Annotated in this window: 22 protein-coding genes; 11 read left to right on the top strand and 11 right to left on the bottom strand. The window is 41.2% G+C overall.

What is annotated here, in order from left to right; all coding sequences use genetic code 11:
• From FMM05_RS08030 to FMM05_RS08020, 3 genes are read left to right on the top strand one after another with little or no spacing between them, the layout of a single operon-like run.
• Positions 1 to 3,081: an efflux RND transporter permease subunit gene (locus FMM05_RS08030; RefSeq protein ID WP_143372825.1), complete on the top strand. Its 3,081-nt coding sequence runs from the start codon at positions 1 to 3 to the stop codon at positions 3,079 to 3,081.
• Positions 3,082 to 3,086: 5 nt separating this feature from the next.
• Entirely contained in the window at positions 3,087 to 4,385 is a 1,299-nt protein-coding gene (locus FMM05_RS08025; protein WP_143372824.1) for a TolC family protein, read from the top strand.
• A gap of 48 nt (positions 4,386 to 4,433) precedes the next feature.
• Positions 4,434 to 5,258, top strand: a complete 825-nt coding sequence (locus tag FMM05_RS08020; protein WP_143372823.1) for an alpha/beta hydrolase — start codon at positions 4,434 to 4,436, stop codon at positions 5,256 to 5,258.
• A 61-nt stretch (positions 5,259 to 5,319) separates the two neighbouring features.
• Here FMM05_RS08020 and rpe read toward each other — a convergent pair whose 3' ends face one another.
• The 11 genes from rpe to FMM05_RS07965 form a co-directional block, all read right to left on the bottom strand.
• Complete coding sequence (gene rpe / locus FMM05_RS08015; protein ID WP_143372822.1) at positions 5,320 to 5,982, bottom strand: ribulose-phosphate 3-epimerase; 663 nt, start codon at positions 5,980 to 5,982, stop codon at positions 5,320 to 5,322.
• A 426-nt stretch (positions 5,983 to 6,408) separates the two neighbouring features.
• Positions 6,409 to 7,272 carry a sigma-70 family RNA polymerase sigma factor gene (locus FMM05_RS08010; protein ID WP_020212501.1) on the bottom strand — a complete coding sequence of 288 codons (864 nt, stop codon included), beginning with the start codon at positions 7,270 to 7,272 and terminating at the stop codon, positions 6,409 to 6,411.
• A 163-nt stretch (positions 7,273 to 7,435) separates the two neighbouring features.
• Positions 7,436 to 9,112 (bottom strand): hypothetical protein, encoded by a 1,677-nt coding sequence (locus FMM05_RS08005; protein ID WP_143372821.1) that lies wholly within the window; start codon positions 9,110 to 9,112, stop codon positions 7,436 to 7,438.
• Positions 9,102 to 9,656 carry an RNA polymerase sigma factor gene (locus tag FMM05_RS08000; protein WP_185965531.1) on the bottom strand — a complete coding sequence of 185 codons (555 nt, stop codon included), beginning with the start codon at positions 9,654 to 9,656 and terminating at the stop codon, positions 9,102 to 9,104. The genes FMM05_RS08005 and FMM05_RS08000 overlap by 11 nt, the downstream gene beginning before the upstream one ends.
• Positions 9,657 to 9,920: 264 nt before the next feature.
• Entirely contained in the window at positions 9,921 to 10,232 is a 312-nt protein-coding gene (locus FMM05_RS07995) for a DUF3817 domain-containing protein (RefSeq protein ID WP_143372819.1), read from the bottom strand.
• A 2-nt stretch (positions 10,233 to 10,234) separates the two neighbouring features.
• Entirely contained in the window at positions 10,235 to 10,690 is a 456-nt protein-coding gene (locus FMM05_RS07990; protein WP_143372818.1) for a hypothetical protein, read from the bottom strand.
• A gap of 74 nt (positions 10,691 to 10,764) precedes the next feature.
• Entirely contained in the window at positions 10,765 to 11,355 is a 591-nt protein-coding gene (locus tag FMM05_RS07985; RefSeq protein ID WP_143372817.1) for a TetR/AcrR family transcriptional regulator, read from the bottom strand.
• A 59-nt stretch (positions 11,356 to 11,414) separates the two neighbouring features.
• The gene (locus FMM05_RS07980) at positions 11,415 to 12,878 is read right to left on the bottom strand and encodes a TlpA family protein disulfide reductase (protein WP_143372816.1); all 1,464 of its coding nucleotides are present in this window, start codon (positions 12,876 to 12,878) and stop codon (positions 11,415 to 11,417) included.
• Positions 12,879 to 13,329: 451 nt separating this feature from the next.
• A complete protein-coding gene (locus FMM05_RS07975; protein WP_143372815.1) occupies positions 13,330 to 15,660 on the bottom strand; it encodes a polyribonucleotide nucleotidyltransferase in 2,331 nt (776 codons plus the stop codon).
• Between the two features lie 143 nt (positions 15,661 to 15,803).
• Positions 15,804 to 16,073 (bottom strand): 30S ribosomal protein S15, encoded by a 270-nt coding sequence (gene rpsO / locus FMM05_RS07970; protein WP_143372814.1) that lies wholly within the window; start codon positions 16,071 to 16,073, stop codon positions 15,804 to 15,806.
• A 166-nt stretch (positions 16,074 to 16,239) separates the two neighbouring features.
• A complete protein-coding gene (locus tag FMM05_RS07965; RefSeq protein ID WP_143372813.1) occupies positions 16,240 to 16,695 on the bottom strand; it encodes a GAF domain-containing protein in 456 nt (151 codons plus the stop codon).
• Positions 16,696 to 16,772: 77 nt separating this feature from the next.
• Between FMM05_RS07965 and xrtF the strand changes: the two genes are divergently transcribed.
• From xrtF to FMM05_RS07925, 8 genes are all read left to right on the top strand, one after another.
• Positions 16,773 to 17,321 carry an exosortase family protein XrtF gene (xrtF, locus tag FMM05_RS07960; RefSeq protein ID WP_143372812.1) on the top strand — a complete coding sequence of 183 codons (549 nt, stop codon included), beginning with the start codon at positions 16,773 to 16,775 and terminating at the stop codon, positions 17,319 to 17,321.
• Positions 17,302 to 17,733 carry an exosortase F system-associated membrane protein gene (locus FMM05_RS07955; protein ID WP_143372811.1) on the top strand — a complete coding sequence of 144 codons (432 nt, stop codon included), beginning with the start codon at positions 17,302 to 17,304 and terminating at the stop codon, positions 17,731 to 17,733. The genes xrtF and FMM05_RS07955 overlap by 20 nt, the downstream gene beginning before the upstream one ends.
• Before the next feature lie 54 nt (positions 17,734 to 17,787).
• On the top strand, positions 17,788 to 18,210 hold the full coding sequence (locus tag FMM05_RS07950; protein WP_143372810.1) for an HYC_CC_PP family protein: 423 nt from the start codon (positions 17,788 to 17,790) through the stop codon (positions 18,208 to 18,210).
• 68 nt (positions 18,211 to 18,278) lie between these two features.
• Positions 18,279 to 20,516: a TonB-dependent receptor gene (locus FMM05_RS07945; RefSeq protein ID WP_143372809.1), complete on the top strand. Its 2,238-nt coding sequence runs from the start codon at positions 18,279 to 18,281 to the stop codon at positions 20,514 to 20,516.
• 52 nt (positions 20,517 to 20,568) lie between these two features.
• A complete protein-coding gene (locus tag FMM05_RS07940; RefSeq protein ID WP_143372808.1) occupies positions 20,569 to 20,910 on the top strand; it encodes a heavy-metal-associated domain-containing protein in 342 nt (113 codons plus the stop codon).
• A gap of 125 nt (positions 20,911 to 21,035) precedes the next feature.
• Complete coding sequence (locus FMM05_RS07935; RefSeq protein WP_143372807.1) at positions 21,036 to 21,419, top strand: hypothetical protein; 384 nt, start codon at positions 21,036 to 21,038, stop codon at positions 21,417 to 21,419.
• Positions 21,420 to 21,871: 452 nt separating this feature from the next.
• The gene (locus tag FMM05_RS07930) at positions 21,872 to 22,525 is read left to right on the top strand and encodes a DUF2306 domain-containing protein (protein WP_235894380.1); all 654 of its coding nucleotides are present in this window, start codon (positions 21,872 to 21,874) and stop codon (positions 22,523 to 22,525) included.
• On the top strand, positions 22,522 to 23,427 hold the full coding sequence (locus FMM05_RS07925; protein WP_143372806.1) for a YARHG domain-containing protein: 906 nt from the start codon (positions 22,522 to 22,524) through the stop codon (positions 23,425 to 23,427). The genes FMM05_RS07930 and FMM05_RS07925 overlap by 4 nt, the downstream gene beginning before the upstream one ends.
• The last annotated feature ends 18 nt before the right edge of the window (positions 23,428 to 23,445 follow it).

Genomic DNA, 23,445 nt, shown 5'->3' with positions numbered 1-23,445 from the left:
ATGAGCCTTTCTACACTAAGCATTAAGCGGCCGGTTCTTACCATAGTAATGAATGTGGCCATTATACTCTTTGGCTTTATAGGCTATACCTTTTTAGGGGTTAGGGAGTTCCCGTCTATAGATCCGGCGCAAATATCAGTACGTACCAATTATGCCGGTGCGAATTCTGATATTATTGAGTCGCAAATTACAGAACCGCTGGAAAAAGCCATTAACCAGATTGACGGTATACGAAATATAACATCATCCAGTAACCAAGGGTCGAGTAATATCACCATTGAGTTTGAACTGGAAAAAAACCTTGAGGAAGCGGCTAATGATGTGCGCGATAAAGTTTCGCAGGCAACGAGCAGCCTTCCGCAGGATATTGATGCGCCTCCTGTTGTAAGCAAAGCTGATGCCGACTCTGAGCCTATCATAACTATGACGGTACAGAGCGCACAGCGTAATCCGTTAGAGTTAAGCGATTATGCCGAGAATGTAATTGCCGAGCGCTTGCAAACCATACCCGGCGTGAGCAGTGTACAAATATGGGGGCAAAAACGCTATGCCATGCGCCTTTGGGTAGACCCTGTTAAGCTGGCATCTTATGGCGTTACTGTTAGCGATGTACGCGACGCACTTGATGCCCAAAACGTAGAGCTGCCTACCGGTAAACTTACCGGTGCTAATACCGAGCTTACCGTTAAAACTATGGGCAACCTTAGTACGCCGGAGCAATTTAACAATATCATTATAAAATCGGAGGGGGAGAAAATTGTTCGCCTTAGCGATGTTGGCCGTGCCGAACTGGGCCCGGAAAACCTGGAAACTAAAATGACCAACGACGGCCAGCAGCTTGTGGGTCTTGCCATCATTCCGCAGCCGGGTACAAACTATATTGAGATTTCAGATGCTTTTTACGAACAGTACGAGCAAATGAAAAAAGAACTGCCTGCCGACCTGAAACTTAACATCGCGATAGATAACACGGTTTTTATTAAAAAATCGGTGCTTGAGGTAGTAGAGACATTGGGAATTTCCATATTACTGGTAACCCTTATTATTTACCTTTTCTTTAGGGACTGGGCCATTGCCTTAAGGCCATTATTAGATATCCCGGTATCGCTTATCTTCACGTTTTTTATAATGTATGCGTGTGGTTTTTCCATAAACGTATTAACATTACTTGCCATTGTACTGGCAACAGGGCTTGTGGTAGACGACGGTATTGTGGTAACCGAAAACATTTTTAAAAAGGTGGAGGAGGGCATGAGCCCTGTTGAAGCCGCACTTAAAGGCAGTAACGAAATATTTTTTGCAGTAATATCCATCTCGGTAACGCTGTCTGCGGTGTTCCTTCCGGTTATATTTTTGGAAGGTTTTGTGGGCAGGCTCTTTAGGGAGTTTGGGGTAGTAATTGCTGCGGCGGTGCTGGTTTCGGCATTTGTGTCGTTAACGCTAACGCCAATGCTTAACGCTTACCTTATTAAAGGCGATGTGCACAAAAAATCAAAATTCTATGATTTTACCGAGCCTTACTTCCAAAAATTAAATGCGGGCTACGCCGGTATGCTTACCACGTTTATGAAACGCAAGTGGCTCAGCTTCCCTATACTTATATTATGCGTGGGGCTTATAGCCTTGTTCTTTTCGATACTTCAAAAAGAAACCGCACCTTATGACGACAGGAGCTTTGTAGGGGTTAACATTACAGGTCCCGAAGGCGCATCATACGATTATATGGACCGCTTTATGATAGAGATGGAAAAGCTGATAAACGACTCTATCCCTGAGAAAAAAGTGAGCCTCGTAATTACATCGCCGGGCTTTGGGTCGGCATCTGTAAACAGCGGGCGTATACGTATTGCCCTCGTACAGCCGGACGAAAGAAATCGTAAACAAAAAGAAATTGCAGCCAACCTTACCAAGTGGACAAAGCGCTACGCTGAGGCACGGGTATCGGTATCGGAACAGCCCACTATCGCCGTAAACCGCAGAGGAGGTTTCCCGATACAGTATATTATACAGGCGCCCAACTTTGAAAAACTGCGTGAAAAAATTCCGGAATTTATGGATGAAGTGGGTAAAGACCCTACGTTTGCCATGACCGATGTGAACCTTAAATTCAACAAACCTGAGATCAATGTAACTATCGACAGGGAAAAGGCGCAGAGCCTTGGGGTATCGTTGTTAGATGTTGCCCAAACGCTGCAATTGTCGCTTAGCGGGCAGCGTTTTGGTTATTTTATGATGAATGGCAAGCAATACCAGGTTATGGGCCAGTTTGATAAACCCGACCGTTCTAAACCGTTAGACCTTACTTCATTATATGTAAAAAGCAACACAGGCCAGCTGATACAGTTGGATAACCTCGTGAATGTGAAGGAAGAAAGCAGCCCTCCGCAGTTGTACCACAATAACAGGTACATGTCGGCCACTGTATCGGCAGGCTTAGCGCCCGGTATGAGTATCAGCGATGGTATCGAAGCTATGGAACGCGCTAAAGCTAAAGTGCTTGATGATACCTTTACAACTGATTTAGGTGGAGAGTCTCGCGATTTTGTTGAGAGTAGCTCTAACACCTTATTTGCTTTTGGGTTGGCATTGCTGCTAATCTACCTGATTTTGGCAGGCCAGTTTGAGAGCTTTATAGATCCGTTCATAATTATTTTAACCGTGCCTATGGCGGTTGCGGGGGCATTACTATCGTTATGGCTCTTTGGGCAAACGTGGAATATTTTTAGCCAGATTGGCACCATCATGCTTATTGGCCTCGTTACCAAGAACGGTATATTAATAGTAGAGTTTGCTAATCAGCTGCGCGAGGAAGGTAAAAACAAATACGATGCAATTATGAAGGCGTCAGAAAGCCGCCTTCGCCCTATATTAATGACGAGCCTTGCCATTGCCCTTGGTGCATTGCCCATTGCTATGTCGTTAGGGGCGGCATCTACCAGCCGTATAGGCATGGGGGTTGTAATTGTAGGTGGTACAGTATTCTCGCTGGTGCTAACGCTGTTTGTTATCCCTTCAATTTATTTTATGTGGTCGCGTGCTAAAAAGCACCGCCCCGAATTTGATAATATCAAAGACCTGTAAGTATCATGAGGTTTTATTTATACACATTTTTTTGTTTTTTCGGCGTGCTTTGCCAGGCCCAGGAGCTGCTTTCGGTAGAAGATGCCGTTGCCATTGCCCTGCAAAATAATTACGACATTAAGCTGTCGGCAAACGACCTTAAGATAGACCAGCAAAACGTAAGCCTTGCCAATGCAGGCCTGCTGCCTAATTTATACGGGTCGCTTTCGCAGAACAACAACATACAAAACTCTAAGCAGGTACGTACCGATGGTACCGTACAGGAACTGGAAAATGCCAAGAACAACAGCCTTAGCTACGGTGTTAACCTGGGGTGGACTATTTTTGACGGCTTTAGGATGTTTGCCCGTTATGACCAGTTAAAAACACTGCAAAAGCTGGGCGAAACAGAACTTAAATATACCGTGCTTACTAAAGTGGGCGATGTTATGGCTACGTATTTTGATTTGGTACAGCAACAGCAAATGCTTAAAGCGCTTGATACTGCTATTGTAATATCTAACCAGCGCGTTACCACGGCCGATAACCGTTTTAAAATAGGTAAGGCGGCAAAACTGGAGGTGCTTAATGCCCAGGTAGATCTTAATACGGATAAGACCAATTTTCTTCGCCAAAAAGAATCATACCAAAACGCCAAGACCCTGCTTAACGAGATCATGGCGCGCGATCTTGCTACCGACTTTAAAGTGGCTGATTCGGTTGTAACCGATGATAAGCTTAAGCTGGTAGATTTAATTGGGCTTGCAGGGCAGCAAAACCCGCAGATACAAATGGCCCTCATTAATAAGCGCGTGGCAGAGCTCAATCTTAAACAGGTAAAATCGGCGCGGTACCCGCAAATAGGGGTAACAACGGGCTACGTTTTTACCGATAGCGAATCGAGCCTTGGGTTTGCGCGTAGTAACAACTCCCGCGGACTTAATTATGGCGTTAATGCCACCATAAACATTTTTAACGGCTTTTTACAAAACCGGAATGAAAAGATAGCCAAGATACAGATAGAGAGCAACGATGTAATTATAGCGCAGCAAACGCAGGCTATTAATTCGCAACTGATGGCGGCGTATCAAACCTACCTTACCAATTTAGAACTGGTACAGCTGGAAGCTAAAAACGTTGCCATTGCCGAACAAAATCTTGACATCACGATGGAAAAATACCGCATTGGTACCATTACAACTTTAGAGGTGCGTACCGCGCAGCTCAATTATGTAAATGCCATTGCCCGTAACAGCACCGCGCAATACAATGCAAAAATATCTGAGGTTACGCTAAGGGAGCTCGCCGGTAACCTTACGTTTTAAACTGGTGCATCTTTTTTTGCGTACATAGCACTACAGTAATTTTTACTTATGAAATATACCGTTTTGCTTTGCCTCGCCCTTATTTGCCTGTTTGCCACAGGTTGCGCTTCTAAAAAAATAAAAGATATAGCTTATTTTAAGCAGGGTGAAACTACCGTTCCTGCCTTAAATGTTTTTGTTCCGCGAAAGCGCAAACCCGAAAAATTACCCGTACTAATTTTTGTGCATGGCGGCAACTGGAATACCGGGAGTAAAGATACCTATGGCTTTTTAGGCCGCAATTTTGCCAAAAAAGGTGTGATAACAATCATCCCTGACTATACTTTAAGCCCCGCAGCAAGTTATGACGGTATGGCGCATGAAATTGCTGCCTCTATACAATGGGCAAAGCAGCATATTGCCCAATATGGCGGCGACACAAACCGTATTTTTATAACAGGACATTCGGCAGGCGGTCACTTAGCGGCGCTTGCCGTTATGAACCCTAAATACGGCATTTCGCCCAAAAGCATATCCGGTATTATTTTAAATGACGCTGCCGGACTGGATATGAAACATTACCTTGAAGAAAATCCGCCGCAGCAAAGCAATAATTACACCACCACGTGGACTACCGATCCTGACAATTGGCATGATGCCTCACCCATATACTTTCTGGATAAAGATACCCCGCCATTACTTATTTATGTAGGCGATAAAACCTACGGGTCTATTAAAGTAGCGAACCAACGTTTTTTAGAGGCGCTCAAGCCTTATCAGCCTAAAGTAGTGCCAATACACCTTAATAAAAAGCATGTGCCCATGGTAACCCAGTACTTTTGGCCGTTTAATAAACGCTACAAAGAGATTAAAGATTTTATAGAGTCGCATTGATCATAAAATATAAAAAACTCCAAAGTTGCCTTTGGAGTTTTTTATAAAATATATTTTTACCTTAAAACGAAGTTAGCGTTTTTAAGCCTGCTACAGTAGTTACTGGGTCGGCAGCCCTAAATACATAGTTGCCGGCTACAAGCACATCGGCACCGGCCTCTACAAGCTGTACAGCGTTCCTGTCGGTAACGCCACCATCTATCTCAATAAGGGTGTGGGCACCGTTACGGGTTATAATTTCTTTAAGCTGTTTTATCTTATCGTATGTTTTCTCTATGAACGACTGACCGCCAAAACCCGGGTTAACACTCATAAGGCAAACTAGGTCGATATCGTTAATAATATCTTCCAGCAAGCTTACATTAGTGTGCGGGTTAATTGCAACACCGGCTTTCATGCCTTCGGCTTTAATAGCCTGTAGGGTACGGTGCAGGTGGGTGCATGCTTCGTAGTGCACGGTAAGGTTGTGTGCGCCAAGCTCTGCAAAAGTTTTAATGTACTGATCGGGGTTTACGATCATTAAATGCACATCTATGGTTTTTTTTGCGTGGCGTGTAATAGCTTCCAGCACCGGCATACCAAACGATATGTTAGGCACAAAAACACCGTCCATAATATCTACGTGAAACCAGTCGGCCTCGCTTTTGTTTATCATTTCGATATCGCGTTGCAGGTTGGCAAAATCAGCCGCAAGTACAGATGGTGCTATTAACGTGTTTTTCATTTGGATAGTTGTATTTTTTTGTAAAGATAAAACTTTAAGTTGCAAACTTGCAAAGTATAGAGTTGCAAAGTTTTAGCGATTTGTGTGTGCTAAAATTGTAATTTCCGCAAACCTTATAGTGTTTTGCTGATAATAATAAATTTTCCTACAAAAATTTACTTGGCACGGCAATTTATGAAATTAACCTGCGTTACACTATAGAGTTAGTTAATTAATGACCCTGTGGGGGAGCCTGCAGGTTGCATTCCTATAAAAAACAAAAAACTCCGGTAATCAGCCGGAGTTCAATCATCAATCAAAAAACGAACAGTTATTGAACTGTAAGTGCCTTTATGTTTTTGTAGGTGTAATGCAAATTAATACCGCCAAAATACAAATTTTATTTAAAATATAGAATTTTGGCGGTTCTTTTTTGCTTTAAACTATTTATCCTAAGTAAGTTTTAAGAATCTTACTGCGGGAAGTATGTTTTAACCTCCTGATAGCCTTCTCTTTAATCTGGCGCACACGCTCGCGGGTAAGGTCAAAAGTTTCACCAATTTCTTCAAGTGTCATTGGGTGCTGGTCACCAAGGCCAAAATAAAGGCGAACTACGTCGGCTTCACGTGGAGTAAGGGTTTCAAGCGCTCTCTCAATTTCTGTACGAAGCGATTCGTGTATAAGTTCCCTGTCAGGGTTTGGAGACTCGCCCGAACGTAAAACGTCATAAAGGTTAGAATCTTCACCTTCTACAAGGGGTGCATCCATTGATAAGTGACGGCCGGAGTTTTTCATGCTCTCCTTAACGTCGTTAACGGTCATGTCCAGCTCTTTTGCAATTTCCTCGGCGCTTGGGGCGCGTTCGTTACTTTGCTCAAGAAGGGCATACATTTTATTAATCTTATTAATAGACCCAATTTTGTTAAGCGGTAAACGCACAATACGAGACTGTTCTGCAAGAGCCTGTAGTATCGACTGGCGAATCCACCATACGGCATACGAAATGAATTTAAAACCACGGGTTTCATCAAAACGCTGTGCAGCTTTTATAAGTCCTAAGTTTCCTTCGTTAATAAGATCGGGAAGTGTTAATCCCTGGTTTTGATACTGTTTTGCTACCGATACCACAAAACGTAAATTAGCTTTCGTTAATTTCTCTAATGCTCTCTGGTCTCCGGCTTTTATTCGTTGTGCTAACTCTACCTCCTCATCTGCAGTGATCAAATCAACTTTTCCAATCTCCTGAAGGTACTTGTCTAATGAAGCAGTTTCCCTGTTGGTTACCTGCTTGGTAATTTTTAATTGTCTCATGTAAAAATTCCTGAGTTATTTTAAGTATTCAGGTAGTTATACGTAACGAGTGGCAAAAAAGTTACATCATTGCTTCAAAAAAATAAATTTTAACAAAAGCCCCATACCGTTTTAAGGGGTATGGGGCTTTATAATCAACTAACTAAACTTAAATTTTATAGTATTATTTTTTTATGTCAAAATTGTATTGCAGGCCCACCTGTATGCCTAATGAGTATGGTTTGGCATCAAACGTATTAAAATAATATTTAAATACCGGCTCTGCATTTACCTGTAAGTTGGGTATAAACTTATAGTAAAAGCTAAGGCCAAGGTTACCGGTAAAACCGGTTTTTTCTATATTGCGGGCACTGCCCAATACTACGCTGCCGTTTTGGTTGTAGGCATATACTTTATTTTCGGTAACATTTATAATGCTTCCACCGGCAAAGGCGTTCATGCCTATTCTTTTATCAAAGATATTGTACATAACCTCTACAGGAACCTCTATAAACTCCAGCTTGTGTTTAATGTTATAACTACTTGCACCGCTGCCATAAAAAGCTGAAATAGCCGCTGCCGAATTATTATCATACTCAATTCCGGGATAGGTTACGGCTAAAATTTCAGTGTCGGGATTGGTAGTATAATAAAGGCCAATGTTTTTAGTATGCTGCTCTACATTGCTTTTAAGCACACCGGTGCGAACGCTCCACTTATCGTTAAAATTATAGCCTATGTAAGCTCCATAATTATAAACAACATCGGTAGAGGTTGCATAACCATTAAACGCCGGGTCTAATAGCGACTCATTTTTGGGGAACTCGTACTGCGTTGGGGCTACATAGGCTACTGCATACCATTTTTTAAGGTTAGATGTGGTTGTATCTGCTTTTACGCGTTCCCTGTACTGGGTAACGCCAGTAGTTTTTTGTCGGCTTACCATCATAACGGTGTCGGCAGGTTCGGCATCGGTGGTGTCTATCTCAATACCTTTGTAGGTAATAGGGCCAGTGGCATAGTTATGCACCTTGCTTATTTTAGTATGATCGGGCTGATGCTCTTCGTTAGCGGCAATGCCGGAAGCCGAATTTCCTTTAGCCGAAGCTATACCGCCCTGCTTGGCATTTTTAGACTTGCCATTGCGTTTCTTTTTGTTTTTTAATGCCCTGATGTTTTTATCGGCAGACGCAACGACGTTATTGCTTTTATTGTTTAAGGCATTGGCTACGCCTGTAATAGCTGTTGCAGTGTTGCTACTACCTGCATTGCTTTTACCGCGTGCAGATGCGCCTTCAGCATTAGCTGAACGATTATTATTTCCTGCTTTTTTCGCTGAAGCAGGTGTATTGTTGGTTACAACAGCATTATCTGGACCTGAACCTGATATTACGCTGTTTTTAGTACCCGATCTTGTTGTTTTATTGTTTGATGCATTGGCTGCGCTTCCGGAAGTATTTTCGCCCGAAGTTGCGCCTAAATCATTTGCATTTTGAGATGCATTGGTGTTGGCATCCCCGCTGCCTGCTACAGTGTTGTTTTGTGTATTGGCGTTTTGGCTGCCCTGCGTGCCCTGGCTATCGGCATTTACGATTGGTGCATTGTCTTGCACATCATAGTTATGAGTGCCGCCAACGTTTTGGCCGGCTATGTAGCCTATAACAATACCCATTACTACAGCGGCAGTTACCGCAGCAATTTTTGTAGCAACGGTTGCCTTACCCCATAAAAGGAAGAAGAAGCCTCTCTTTTTCCTGGGCAGGTTTGCGCTGATGGAATCCCATACCGCGGGCGATGGTGCTTTTTGAAGGCCATCCAGTTTTTCGCGAAATGCCTTCCCTATGTCTTTTTTATTTTCCATGGCTCACAGTATAATTGGGGGACGGATGCCTGTTAGTAATCTTTTCTTTAAGCATTGCTTTTGCCCTGTGCAGGTTAGATTTTGATGTGCTTTCTGATATTTGCAGCATTTGTGCGATCTCTTTATGCGAATAATCATCAAGCTCATATAAGCTAAAAACGGTACGGTACTGATCCGGCAATTGCTGCACAAGTGCTAATATATAATCAGCAGGCAGGTGGTCCATTTCTTCCTCAGTAACATCGGTATCGTCCGGCAGGTTATCCTTTACGGGTACTAATTGTATGCTTTTTCTATAACTGTCTATTGCTTTGTTTATGGTAATGCGCTTCATCCAGCCCTCAAACGAGCCGGCATTCTTGTAGTTACCAATGTTGGTAAAAATCTCTATAAAGGCATTGTGCAGGTTATCCTCGGCTTCATCTTCATTTTTGCAATACTTTAAGCTCAGGGAAAATAAGGTGTCTTTATACAATAGGTATAGCTCCTCCTGGGCGCGGGGGTTATTTTTGCTGCAACCTTTTATGATTTTTTCTATATCCAAACGGGAGATGATTGGTTTATGTAAATATACTACACCTTTCACAATTACAAGCTCCCCATGGGGCATGTTTTAGCCCGGGAAAACCGGTAGTTACAAGATCTATCCATAAGCAAACTTTTTTCTCTTCTATTGGTAGTCGCTTAAAAATCAAAAAGGTTGCGTGCAAAGGTTAAATTTTCTTAAAAAAGATTATTAAAATAGAAAGTCCGGTACTTTTCCATTGATTATAGAAAAGGACCGGACTTTTACATTGTCGTGTTTAATCTATTCCTGCGGAACCGCCTTCAAAATTTTATGGTCTATGTAAAAGGTGCCAAAAGGAATCATACAGGCAAGGAGAATCTTCCAGGTAGTGTTTTTAAACTTCCATTTTTGGTCTACCGATACACTTAGTGCGTTTAAAATGAAGAGTAAAAATAGCGCGCCATGTATGGGGCCAAGTGTTTTTACAAACTGGGGGCTTTCAGCATAATATTTTAAGGGCATGCCGATAAAAACGAGTGTTAGCAGTGAAAGGCCTTCTAAAAATCCGATGATGCGTAAACGGCCAATGTTGGTTTTAAGTAAAGATGTCATGATTAATAACGCATTAATGGCCTGTGTGCCAAGGGTGAAAAGGGCCACGGGATGGCAACAAAAATAATAAGCAACCCTATGCCAAAATAGGTAAGCATGGTCCTGAATTTTTGACTATCAGTTGATTGCCTTTTAGCTTTGGCCGAACCAATTGTAATAATAACAATGGCCGCCAACATTAAAATAATGTGAATAATACCAAAAAAGAGTGCCTCGCCCGATGTATCCTCATAATCGGTAAAGTAAAATTTTACCATAGGGCTCTGGGTATACAATACAATACCCAGCATGAGTTGGATATGGGCAATGGTAGCTGTCCAGTGGCGCAGGCTGTTGTCTGCTTTGGTAAAGGCAATTTGCCTGCTGCTGCCCAGCCAGCCGCGGTAAATGGAATAAAGGAGGCTTAGCACTACCAGCCATCGTAAAAGGGAGTGTGCAATTAAAAGTGTGCTGTACATAACCTGATTTTTTGATTGATGACTACAAAGATATTCAAAAACATACTAATTGGTATGTTTTTGAATAAAAAAAATCAGGATAGGGTAGTAAGGTAATTTTTAAGCTCTGCCAGATAGGTTGTGTAACACTCTTTACCGTAAATTTTGCCAAGGTTTCTTATACCCCCGTAACCCGACATGATAAAGTAAGCCACCTGCAGGCTGTTCACTTCGGGTTTAATTTTTCCTGCTGCCCTGCCGTTATCAACACAGGAAACAATGGCCTGCTGCCACTGGTTGCTAAGTTGGGTAAGGGCTTTATTAAAAAGCTCGTTGTGGCCGGCCATTTCTTCTATAAGGTTAATGGCGGGACACCCGTATTTGGTTATAAAAAAGGGATTTTCCATCAGCAGGGCATGCATCATAATGTAAAGGTCGGCCACCGGGTTTGTTGCATTAATAAGGGGCTCTGCAAGGGCTGCGAGCATGCCGGGATACATCACTTCATTGATCATGGCCAGGCCCATCTCATCCTTATTTTTAAAATGGTAAAAAAAAGCGCCCTTGGTAACCTGCGTAGTAGCAATAATATCGTCTACACTGGTGGTGCGGTAACCGTTTTGGTATACCAGCCCAAAGGCTTTTTGCAGTATATTAAGGCGTGTAGCCGCGGCTTTGGCAGACATGTGTTGTTTTTTGCTGCGCCAATGTAGCAATTTTTTTAATGTAACAAGATGCTAATTTTTTAATCTTTCATTTTTTGAATATCAGCTTCAAACTTAGCCATATCAGATGGTGGCGCAGCATATTTAACAGCTATCCCGCCTTTGCTGTTTACCAAAAAATACCATGGCAGCGATATACCGCCATTACCGCTAAAGGTTAACCTCAAATTTTTGTCTAACATTTTATTAGCTCTTATGTGTTGGCCTTCAAGCTTATAGTGGCTAATCATTTTTTTCCAGGTTTCATCCCTTTCTTCATCATCTACAGATACATAAATTACCATAATATCATTAGCTTTCAATAGCTTATATAGTTCATCTTTGTACTTAAACTCATCACGGCAAGGGCCGCACCAAGTAGCCCATACATCAAAATATAATTTTTTGCCCGCGAATTTTTTTATGAGTTCGTTTAAGGTATTGATGCCTGCATAATCTTCTATGTAAGCCGCATTTTGAGGGAGGGTGCTGTTTGCAGCAAAAAAAGCAATAACCGGCGCTACCTTAGGCTCCAGGTATTTTGTATAGCCGCTCTTAGGATATTGCTGCTTAAAGTAATCAAACTCTGCAATTACATCTTTTTGCTTATAACTGCCAAAGGCGTTGGTATATAAGCTTGCAGCATAATAGTATTCTGCATTTTGCTTGGGTATGATAGCTACATTGCGTTTAATGTCTTCAAACTGATTAGCCGGGGTTACAATTTTTTTGTAGTTAAAGCCTGTTGCTTCAAAGTTTTTAAAATTTTTGTAGCCGTCAAGAAAATACCATCCCCAAGGCGATTGAGTAATTGCAGTAGCATCGGGGCTGAGCTTTTGGTAGATATTTTTCCAAGTGGTATTAAATTCGCTAAGGTCGGGAGGAGTTGCTTCCCTATCGCCATATAGGTTTTTAAGTAGTATGGTATAACTCATTATGGTTTGGTAAAAATATCTGTTATCGGTAGCAAGGGCATCAAAAACATCCTGCGAAATAAGTCTTTTTTCTAAAAGCGCCGAGAAGCTCTGAACTGTAGTTTCATATTTCTTGTCAAAATAAACTTCCAGTTCCCTGGCCGTTTTTATATTAACCGCTTCCTGACCCATCTCTGCTACCATATCCATTCGGTGATAATAAAGAAATGTATTGTATAGCCTTTGAACTTCAGCATCTTTGCCGGTAATGGTATGAGTTATTTTGCCCTCGTTTTCGGTTATAGTTATGCTGTAATTTTCTCCGGGTGTAACAACTAAAAAGCCTGCGGGCTTATAATTGTAAAATATATCTATGAATGAAATTTTAGGAACATCAACCTTGATTTCGAAATTGCCCTGGGCATCGGGCAGGGCGGTGTAATAGAGGTCAAAGCCAAGTGCGCCGTTAACCGGGGCGGAGTAGTATAGGGTTTCGGGTAACTTTCCGTTTATTTTGCCTTTAATAGTTATAGTTTTAGCCGTAGCGAACAATGTAACGCTTAATAATATCAGGAGTAATTTTGACTTCATAAGTTAGTGACTGGTTTTAAGGAATTTAAATGTACGAAAAAACCTGATGCACCTGTACTATGCTGTGCTAAGTTAATTGAAATCGAGAAATTGTAATAAAAGTTAAGATAAGGTTGTGAAGTCGAAATATTAAAGCGAATTTTTAGATGCTAAATACTTTTGCAAAGTTAAGCCATACTATCCTAAAGTTTACTGAAGCCGCTCTTTCAGTAAAATCTAAAAGTCATAAAGTCGTAAAGTTGGAAAGTCTTAAAGTTGGAAAGTTTAAGCTCGGCGTGAACTTTTGACCTTAAGACTTTACAAACTTTCGACAAAAAGCCAATTCCAATGTCCGAAAGTGAAATATTAAGCACTTTTTGATAATGAAATGTAAGATTTTACTGCGTTTATAAAATAAAAAAACCTGCCACTTTTCAGCAGCAGGTTTTTTATGAATTAACCTTATCAGTAATTAAGATTCTTGTGGCGCATCGCCATTATTTTCGTTGCGTGGGGCATCGTCATTTCTGCGCTCTTCCCTTGGGCCACGGTCACGAGAGTTCCTGTCGTCCCTTCCAGGGCCACGGTTATCACGTCCGCCACCACGGTTATCGCGGTATCCGCCACGATCGTTATCCCTTGGACGGTCATCACGCTCTCTCGGTACGTAGTTCTCATCTCTTGGAGGCCTTGGTAACAGGGCTTTACGCGATACCTTCTCCTTACGGGTCTTAGGGTCTATGCCAATGTACTTAACATCAAACACATCGCCCATGTTAACAACGTCGGTAACGTTCTCAGTACGAGCCCAATCCAATTCAGATACGTGTAGTAACACCTCGTTGCCCGGAGCATCAAGATATTCTACAACGGCACCAAAATCAAGTAGTTTTATAACCTTAACGCTGTATGTTTCACCAACTTGTGGTTTGAAAATGATAGAGTCGATCTTATTAAGCACTGCTTGTATGCCTTCTGGGTTTGTACCAAGAATTTCTACTTCGCCTTGCTCGTTTACTTCGTTGATTACTATGGTAGTACCCGTAGCTTTTTGAAGTTCCTGGATAACTTTTCCACCCGGGCCGATAAGGGCTCCGATGAATGCACCCGGAATAGTAACTTTAATGATCTTAGGAGAGTGGCGTTTCACTTCAGTACGCGGAGTATCAATAACTTCGGTTAGTTTACCTAAGATATGAAGACGGCCATCGCGAGCCTGCGCAAGCGCTTTCTCCATGATCTCGTATTTAAGGCCTTCAATTTTGATATCCATCTGGCAGGCAGTAATACCATCGGCCGTTCCGGTTACTTTAAAGTCCATATCACCAAGGTGATCTTCATCACCAAGGATATCAGAAAGCACAGCCCAACGGCCTGTTGCATCATCTGATATAAGGCCCATAGCGATACCCGATACCGGTTTGATCATCTGGATACCTGCATCCATAAGGGCAAGTGTACCGGCGCAAACCGTTGCCATTGAAGACGAACCATTAGACTCCAATACTTCAGATACGATACGTACCGTGTAAGGGTTATCCTGAGGGATCATGTTTTTAAGGGCACGTTGTGCAAGGTTACCGTGACCTACCTCACGCCTTGATGTACCACGCAACGGTTTCGCTTCGCCGGTAGAGAAAGGAGGGAAGTTGTAGTGAAGGTAAAATTTCTCTTCACCCTGTTCTGTAGGGCGGTCTATAATGTTAGCCTCACGAGATGTACCAAGCGTTACCGTAGCAAGTGCCTGGGTTTCGCCCCTTGTAAATAGAGCCGAACCATGTGTAGATGGCAGGTAATCTACCTCACACCAAATTGGGCGTATTTCGTTAGTTTTACGGCCGTCAAGACGTGTACCGTTATCAAGGATTACGTTACGAACGGCCTCTTTGTTAACTTTAGAAAGGTATTTGCTAATTAAGTCGCCGCTTTCAAGCAGCTCTTCATCGGTAAATAAAGCCTTAACTTCTTCTTTTACAGCGCCAAATTTCTCTGTACGCTCATGTTTTGCAGAGCCTTCGCTGGCAATTGCAAAATATTTATCGTAAGCAAGCTCTTTAACTTTAGCTAAGATAGTTTCGTCGCTACGCTCTTGTTCATACGTCCTTACTTCTTTTTTGCCTACAGCTGCCTGTAGCCTTTCCTGCGCTTGTATCTGTACTTTAATGGCTTCGTGGGCAAATTTAATAGCCTCGATCATTTCAAGTTCAGATATCTCTTTCATCTCACCTTCAACCATGGCAATAGAGTCCATAGACGCGCCTATCATCATATCGATGTCAGACTGCTCCAATTGGGCTTTGCTTGGGTTAATGATGAACTGGCCATCGATACGTGCAACACGTACCTCTGAAATAAGGGTAGCAAACGGGATGTCTGATATAGACAATGCCGCAGATGCTGCCAAACCGGCAAGTGCATCAGGCATAACATCATCATCATGACTCATTAGCTGGATCATTACCTGCGTTTCGGCATGGTAATCTTTAGGGAAAAGTGGGCGCAATACGCGGTCTACCAACCTCATGGTTAGTACCTCGCCATCGCTTGGCCTGGCTTCACGCTTAAAAAAACCTCCCGGAAAACGACCGGCAGCGGCAAATTTTTCGCGGTAATCCAGTGTTAGGGGTAAAAAGTCAATACCCGGGCTTGCACTGCGTGCAGAAACCACAGTAGCAAGTAACATGGCATTACCCATTTGTACTACTACGGCGCCATCAGCCTGTTTGGCAAGTTTGCCTGTTTCGATCGAGATGCTTCTTCCATCTCCCAGATCGATGATTTCTTTAATAACGTTAGGAATCATAAAATCTAATTCTTTTGATTAAACAATGGGTTTCTTGTTGTTGTGTTGTGTAGTTGTTTGGGACCCAATGAAAAACCAAAACTTTTTTCTGCAATTTATTATAAAAACAAAAAGAGGCGCGCAGGCACCTCTTTTCATCTCGATTATTTTCGGATACTTAATTCTTTGATAATCTCACGATACCTGTTGATATCTTTCTTTTTCAGGTAATCAAGCAGGCTCCTTCTTTTACCTACCAGTTTTACAAGAGAACGCTCTGTGTTGTAATCGTGGCGGTTTTTTTTAAGGTGGCCTGTTAGGTGGTTAATCCTGAATGTGAATAGTGCAATCTGACCTTCAGCAGAACCTGTGTTGGTTGCAGCCTGGCCATGTTTTACAAAAATCTCTGCTTTAACTTCTTTAGTTAAGTACATGCTAATATTATTTAAATAATTATTATGTAGATTAGGTTTATCCTAATTTGGGTGCAAAGTTAAACAAATTTTTTAATTACCGTTAAAAGTCGTAAAGTTTTTAAAGTCTTAAAGTTCAGTAACCTGTGAATACTTTCGACTTTACGACATTCGGCTTTATGACTTTTTAAAACAATTTCGCTACCTCCTCATTTACAAACTCTAAAAAGCGCTCATCAAGGTCGGTAAAGGCATCAAGCACGTTGCTGTCTATATCTATCTGGCCTATATTTTTACCATCAACAAACATGGGTACTACAATTTCAGATTTTACCGTGATGCTGCACGCAATGTAATTGTCTTGTGCATGTACATCGGGCACTACAAAGTTTTGGTTAGAAACCGCTACCTGTCCGCAAATACCTTTGCCGAAAGGGATAACGGTATGGTCTGTAGGTTCGCCAACGTAAGGGCCAAGTAAAAGCTCTTCTTTATCGCCATTGCGAAAGTAAAAGCCCACCCAGTCATAATAGTCGATATTTTCTTCCAGCAGGCGGCAAATCTGCAGTAATTTTTCATCACGAAGTTTTTCTTCGTGGTGCAGTATATCAAGTACTTTTGGTTTTAATTCTTCAAATGTCATAATGTTAAAAATGTAGTTAGTGCAAAAGTATTTATTAAAGGTGTGTGCTTTTGCATATTTTTGTTAAAAAAATGGTCATGGGCATCCTGCAAAAAAACAGGACATTCTTTCTCTTCCTCTTAAAATTCGGACTCAGTTACCTGATACTGTATGGCTTTTACTGGCTGTTCCTTAGCCATTATGATGCCACACTACCTGAACCTGACGGAATGACAACCCTTGTAACCGAACAATCGGCACAAGTGCTGCGGTTTTTTGGTGAAGACGTACTAATACTAAACAATACCAAACTGCCATCATACTTTTTTGTAATTAACGGTAAAAAACTGGCGCATATAGTAGAAGGTTGTAATGCAGTGAGTGTCATGATACTTTTTGCTGCTTTCATAGTTGCTTTTTCTACAACTTTTAAGCGTACAGCCCTTTACATTATTGCAGGTATAATTATAATACACATTCTAAACATTATACGCATTGCATTGCTTACCCTGGGTATTTATCATTACAGGCAATATACCGATTTTTTGCACGATATACTGTTCCCGCTATTTATATATGGCGTAGTGTTTGTACTATGGGTAGCGTGGGTAATAAAATTTAAGAGCAATGAAAAAGCACAAAATTAATATAGCAAGCGCCTTAGCCATAGCAGTATTGCTGGTGCTTTTGGTGTGCGTGCGGCTTTTTCAGGAAAGGTTGTTTTACGATCCATTATTAGACTATTTTAGGCGCAGCCGTATCGTACTGCCTCAGTATAATAGTGTTAAATTGTTTGTTGGATTATTATTTCGATACCTGCTTAACACAATCATATCGTTAGGGATACTTTGGTTTTGCTTTAAAGATAAAAGCATAGTAAAACTTACTGCCGGTTTGTATGTAGTGTTCTTTATAGTTTTGGCGGCTATATTTTTTATTGCACTTGCTACGGATAGCCCTGCTAACATGCTCCTGTTTTACATACGGCGGTTTTTAATACAGCCCTTATTGCTAATTTTATTTGTGCCTGCGTTTTACTACCAAAAGCACGTTAAGTAATTTTAAGTCAAAATATTCGTTATTAAAGTATAAATGCATAATTTTGCAGCTTGTATGAAATTAACTAAGCACATAGGCACTCTTTTAAGCGCACTTATATTGTTTGCCAATATAGGCCTGGCGCTTAATGTGCATTATTGCCATGGCGAAATTTCGTCTATATCGGTTGCCTATAAAACCGCAGAGCTTTGTAAAACTGCTAAACAGGAAACCAAATCCTGCTGCGGCAAAATGGTTAAAACCACAAAAAGCTGCTGCAAGCACAATGTTATAAAGCTACAGGATAAGACCGATACTGCTATAACCAAAGCATTTCAGTTAGACCTTAACGTGTTTTATGCGGCAGGATACGCAAATCCTGTACAGCTATATCATACTGAGGCTGCTGCCGTACAAAAAGAAACACCATCTTTTTATTGCGACTCTAATGCACCGCCGCTCTTTAAGCTCTATTGCCAGTATATTCTTTACGCTTGATTTTTAATGTAATAAATCACTTCCGCATCAAAACGGAAGCAACTATTTATTGACATTAAAAATTTTTTATGCATAAAATAATAATGATTTTTTTACTGCTGTCTGCGCCATTTTTGCAGGCACAGGAAACTATTAGCGGTAAAGTGGTTGACGAAAACAGCCAGCCATTGCCGGGGGCTTCTGTCTATTGGCAGGATACCACTATAAGTACAACATCGGCTCCTGATGGTACTTTTACAATCCCATACAGTTCAGAAAACATGTACCTTGTAATAAGCTATATTGGCTACACTGCCGATACTATACACGTACATACTCCCCAATATATCTCTCATAAAATGACGCCAGATAACGGCAGTCAGCTTAATGAAGTAGTGGTAGATAAAACCCGTAAAAGCCTTCAGCGCTCGCATACTAAGACGGCTAACGTATCTACAATGGGGAGTAAAGAACTGCTTAAAGCGGCCTGCTGTAATATTGCAGAAAGCTTTGAAACCAACCCCTCTATAGATGTTAATTTTTCTGATGCGCTAACAGGCACCAAGCAAATAAAAATGTTGGGACTTACCAGCCCGTATCTTTTAATTGCCGAAGAGAACATCCCGGCTGTACGCGGGGCATCGCAGGCATACGGACTCTCTTTTGTGCCGGGAACCTGGGTAGAGAGCATCCAGATAACAAAGGGTGCGGGCCCGGTGGTTAACGGCTACGAGAGTATATCGGGACAGATAAACTACGAAATGCTTAAACCGGCTAATGATATCCCATTCTTTTTAAATGCATATGGCGATACCGGTAGCCGCTTTGAGCTGAATACGCATTTCAACAAAAAAGTATCGGATAAATGGAGTACATCGTTGTTTTTGCACGGTAATACCCGTGTTAGCAAAAATGATATGAACCACGATCATTTCCTTGATAATCCGTTAGGTAAGCAAATTAACGTGCTCAACCGCTGGCAATATACCAATGCCGAGAAAGGCTGGGTTAGCTTCCTTAATTTTCGCTATATGCGCGATGAAAAGCAGGCAAGCCAGGTAGATTTTGACCCTGATACCGATAGGTACAGCGGGCATCACTGGGGTTCTGAAATTAATACCGATAAGGTTGATGTTTCCGGCAAGTTGGGTTATGTTTTCCCTGATATGCCGTACCAAAGCATCGGTCTGCAAACGTCGTTTAACTACCACAATCAGGAATCGTACTTTGGTTTGAGGACGTATGATATCGACCAAAAAAGCTTTTACAGTAACCTGATATTTAATTCCATTATAACCAATACGCTTAACAAATTTGCCACAGGTTTAAATGTTACTTATGATAAATATGGCGAGTTTGTAAACACTACCGATTATAGCCGTATAGATAATTCGGTTGGGGTATTTGGCGAGTATACATATGATAACGTGAATAACTTTAGCCTTGTGCTGGGTGGCCGTTTTGATGTGCACAATCGCCTTGGGGCTTTCTTTACGCCGCGCCTGCACTTGCGCTACAACCCGTGGAAGGATGCTACCTTTAGGCTTTCTGCCGGAAGGGGTAAAAGGGCAGCGAATATTTTTGCCGAGAACCAGTCACTTTTTGGCAGTTCACGGGCTTTCAATATCTTAAATTCCGGTGGGAAACTGTACGGACTGGATCCGGAAATTGCATGGAATTATGGGGTAAGTTTTATCCAGAAGTTCCCGCTGTTTGGTAAAACGACCGAGTTTGTGCTGGATTTTTACAGGACCGATTTTCAAAACCAGGTGGTTACAGACTTATATGCATCGCCACAGCAGGCCTTGTTTTATAACCTTAGCGGTAAATCGTATGCCAACAGCCTTCAGGCTGAGCTTAATTATGAGATTACCATGCACTTTAATATCCGCACGGCATATAAGTATTACGACATTAAAACTGATTACACCACAGGCTCATTTGAAAGGCCCTTACAAGCCAAGCACCGTTTTTTTGCTAATGTAGGCTATGAAACCCATATTGCCGAAAAAGGCAAACAGTGGAAGTTTGATGTTACTTACAACTGGATGGGTAAACAGCGCCTTCCTTACACGGGCAGCAACCCGGTTGAAGAACAAATGGGCGATTACTCGCCGTCGTTCTCACTGGTAAATGCACAAATTACGCGTACTTTTAGTAGTGTTTTCGAGATGTATATTGGAGGGGAAAACATGGGTAACTACCGCCAAAAGAAGGCTATTTTAGGGGCTAATGATCCGTTTGGCCCATATTTTGACAGCTCTATAGTATACGCGCCTGTTTTTGGGCAAATGTATTATGCAGGGCTCCGTTTTAAGATTAAATAATTTTCAGAACAATAAATTTTCTTACATTTAAAAACTTTTAATAAATACAAAAATGAAAAAACTAATTGTAGTTATGCTTATAATGCTTGCCGGTTTTACCACGCAGGCTCAGGAAAAAAAGAGTAAAAACGCCAAACATGATATTGAGGTTAAAGGCAATTGCGGCCAATGCAAAGCCCGTATAGAAAAGGCTGCGTATAGCGTTAAAGGGGTAAAATCTGCAGCATGGAATGAGGAAACCCAGGATTTACAGGTTATTGTAGATGAAACCAAATGTAGTGTTGCCGAAGTGCGTGCAGCAGTTGCTAAGGCAGGCCACGACACCGATAGTTTAAAAGCCGAAGATAAAGATTACAACAGCCTGCACTCGTGCTGCAAGTACGACAGGAGCTAACAGGCTGACTTGTTATAAAATGTCCCAAATGATCTTTGGGACATTTTTTTTTAGAAAAAAATTACCTCATTTTAATTTTGCAATATTGTTTTGCTATACCTTTGTATTAGAAATTCTAATCTTGAATGAAGCGCATCAGAAAAATAACGGACAATAATAAAGGTTTTGTAACCTTTTGCTTTGTTATATTTTTCTTCATGGCAGGTTTTGCAAAAAGTTTTGCTGCAAAAATGCCTACGCATTTTAAAAAAGAGGTAGCCCTTAAAGATACCTCTAAGCAAACCCTTACACAATTTGTTGCAGAAGAATCGGACTTTAGCATTTTAGACCAGCTTAAAGATACCGATACTAACGATATTGAGTTCGCATTTTTTGGAACGCACTCTGCTTCAAAAGTTATTGTACCTGAAACTACCGAACGCAAATTCAGAGAATTTGTTCAATATAAAAATGCTGATACATCAGCCCTTTACGATCTTTATTGTAATTGGAAAATCCATCTTTCTTAAATAATATTCTGCAATTGTAATGCTATAGTTGGCATTTGATTAGAATATCTTACTCTTGGCCTCCTGTGATTTTTTGTGATACACCCTTTGTGTGGTGATAATCCAAAAATAAATTACTCTAAAATATAAGTTGTTAATTGCCCGGAATACCGGCGGCGATACTGCCTGTTTGCTTGCTGGTATTCCATTTTTTACAGGTATTTACGACTGTAAAGGCGTTAGCAAAAATCAAAATGCTGTAGTAATTCAGCATAAGTGTTTTTTTAATAGGTTAGTTATTAGGTAAGGGGATGCTACCTTAAAGTATCCCGAAATTATTTCCCTTAAAATAAGGATGTTGTGGCAATACAATATCCAGGTGTTTTTTAATTAGTTGGTAACGAAACGCCCCACGTAACCCGTGGGGCTTTTCTATTGTACCTCTTTGTATTCTTTTGTGTATTTTTGAAGTGATGGATAGAGGAATAAAAATACAGGCACAGGCCTTTAGCAAATGGAATTATATTCTTATTGCTGCCTTTGCTTATTTTTATTGGCTCATGCTAAAAATTACACTCTACTATGTTCCGTACAATACCAATGTAGCTTTCCTGCAAATAAAGCAAACTGAAGTTACCTCGCTGCCGGAGTACCGATACCTGTTTTATGCCCATGTGTATACCAGTATTTTTGTGCTGTTATTCGGTTTTTTACAGTTTATTATCCCAAGAGCGGGTAATGGCAAGGTAATCCATCGCTTTTCCGGTTATCAGTATGTTTTTTTAATCCTGGCTTTTGCTGCGCCAAGCGGTATATATATGGGGCTGCACGCTAATGGGGGGCTTCCGTCTAAACTATCTTTTATATTGCTGGGTACACTTTGGTGGGTAACTACATGGGTGGCAATGATAAAAATCAGGAAGGGAAAATTTTTACAGCACCGCGACTGGATGATACGCAGTTTTGCCTTATGTTTATCTGCTGTAACGTTGCGCTTCTGGAAGGTAATAATTGTATATCTTTTTCATTTGCCTCCTATAGATGTTTACCAGGTAATTGCCTGGCTGGGTTGGGTGCCAAACCTTATAATTGCCGAAATTTTAATATATAACTATAACAAACCATGAAACAAATTGTACTATCGGTTTTTGTATTAATGCTAATTGTTTCCTGCAAGGAGGAAAAAGCTGAGACTAAAAAATCATCTAAGGGCGACCTTGCCTATAATGAGGCTGAAAAAGAAACGCATAAAGAGTTGTACGGTATCTGGACGGGTAATATTTACCCTGAAGACGAAAACCACGAATATACTGATGATGTTGCTAAAAAAATAAGCATCAAGATAAACAAGATAACGAAGGATTCTGTTTACGGGCAGAGCATTGTGGCAGGTTACCAAAGGCTCCTTGTGGGTAAACTTACCGATAATGGCACTAAAACTATGTTTGTGTTAGATGAGCCGGGCAGTAATAAATATGATGGCAGGTTTGAACTTACACTGCAAAATGACACTCTAAAAGGCTCGTGGGCCTCTTATAAAAAGAATCCTGATACGGCACCGTTTAAATCGTTAGAGCTGGTGCAAAAGCAGTTTATGTACAATCCTAACTTTATGCTAAGCGATGAGATTGACCTTACCGACTGGAGCCATCCTAAACAGGAGGAAGTTAACTATACCATTAGTGAAGAGGGCAATGCCGAAGAAGAGGTAGTAGAGGTTATGGATGTGTACCGAAGCGCCTCTGAAGATATTTTTAAGTTTAATGCTTCCACACAAAAGCTAACCGAAGAAGAACTTAAGAACCTTCAAAAATTAGATTTGGAAATTATTCGTAACACCATCTTTGCACGCCACGGTTATTCGTTTAAAAAGAATTCTATACGCTATTTTTTCGAGGTTAACCCTTGGTATGTGCCTGTATCTAATAATGTTGATAAGGAACTAACGCAACTTGAAAAAGATAACATAGTGCTTTTAACACGATTAGAAAAATACGCTACAGATCATTATGATTCTTTTGGGAGATGATCCTGATATGCTATAATA

The organism is Flavobacterium zepuense (assembly GCF_007097145.1).
GTDB classification, from domain to species: Bacteria; Bacteroidota; Bacteroidia; order Flavobacteriales; family Flavobacteriaceae; genus Flavobacterium; species Flavobacterium zepuense.
Note: the sequence above shows the minus strand (reverse complement) of the source record. Positions and strands in the feature narration are given on the sequence as shown.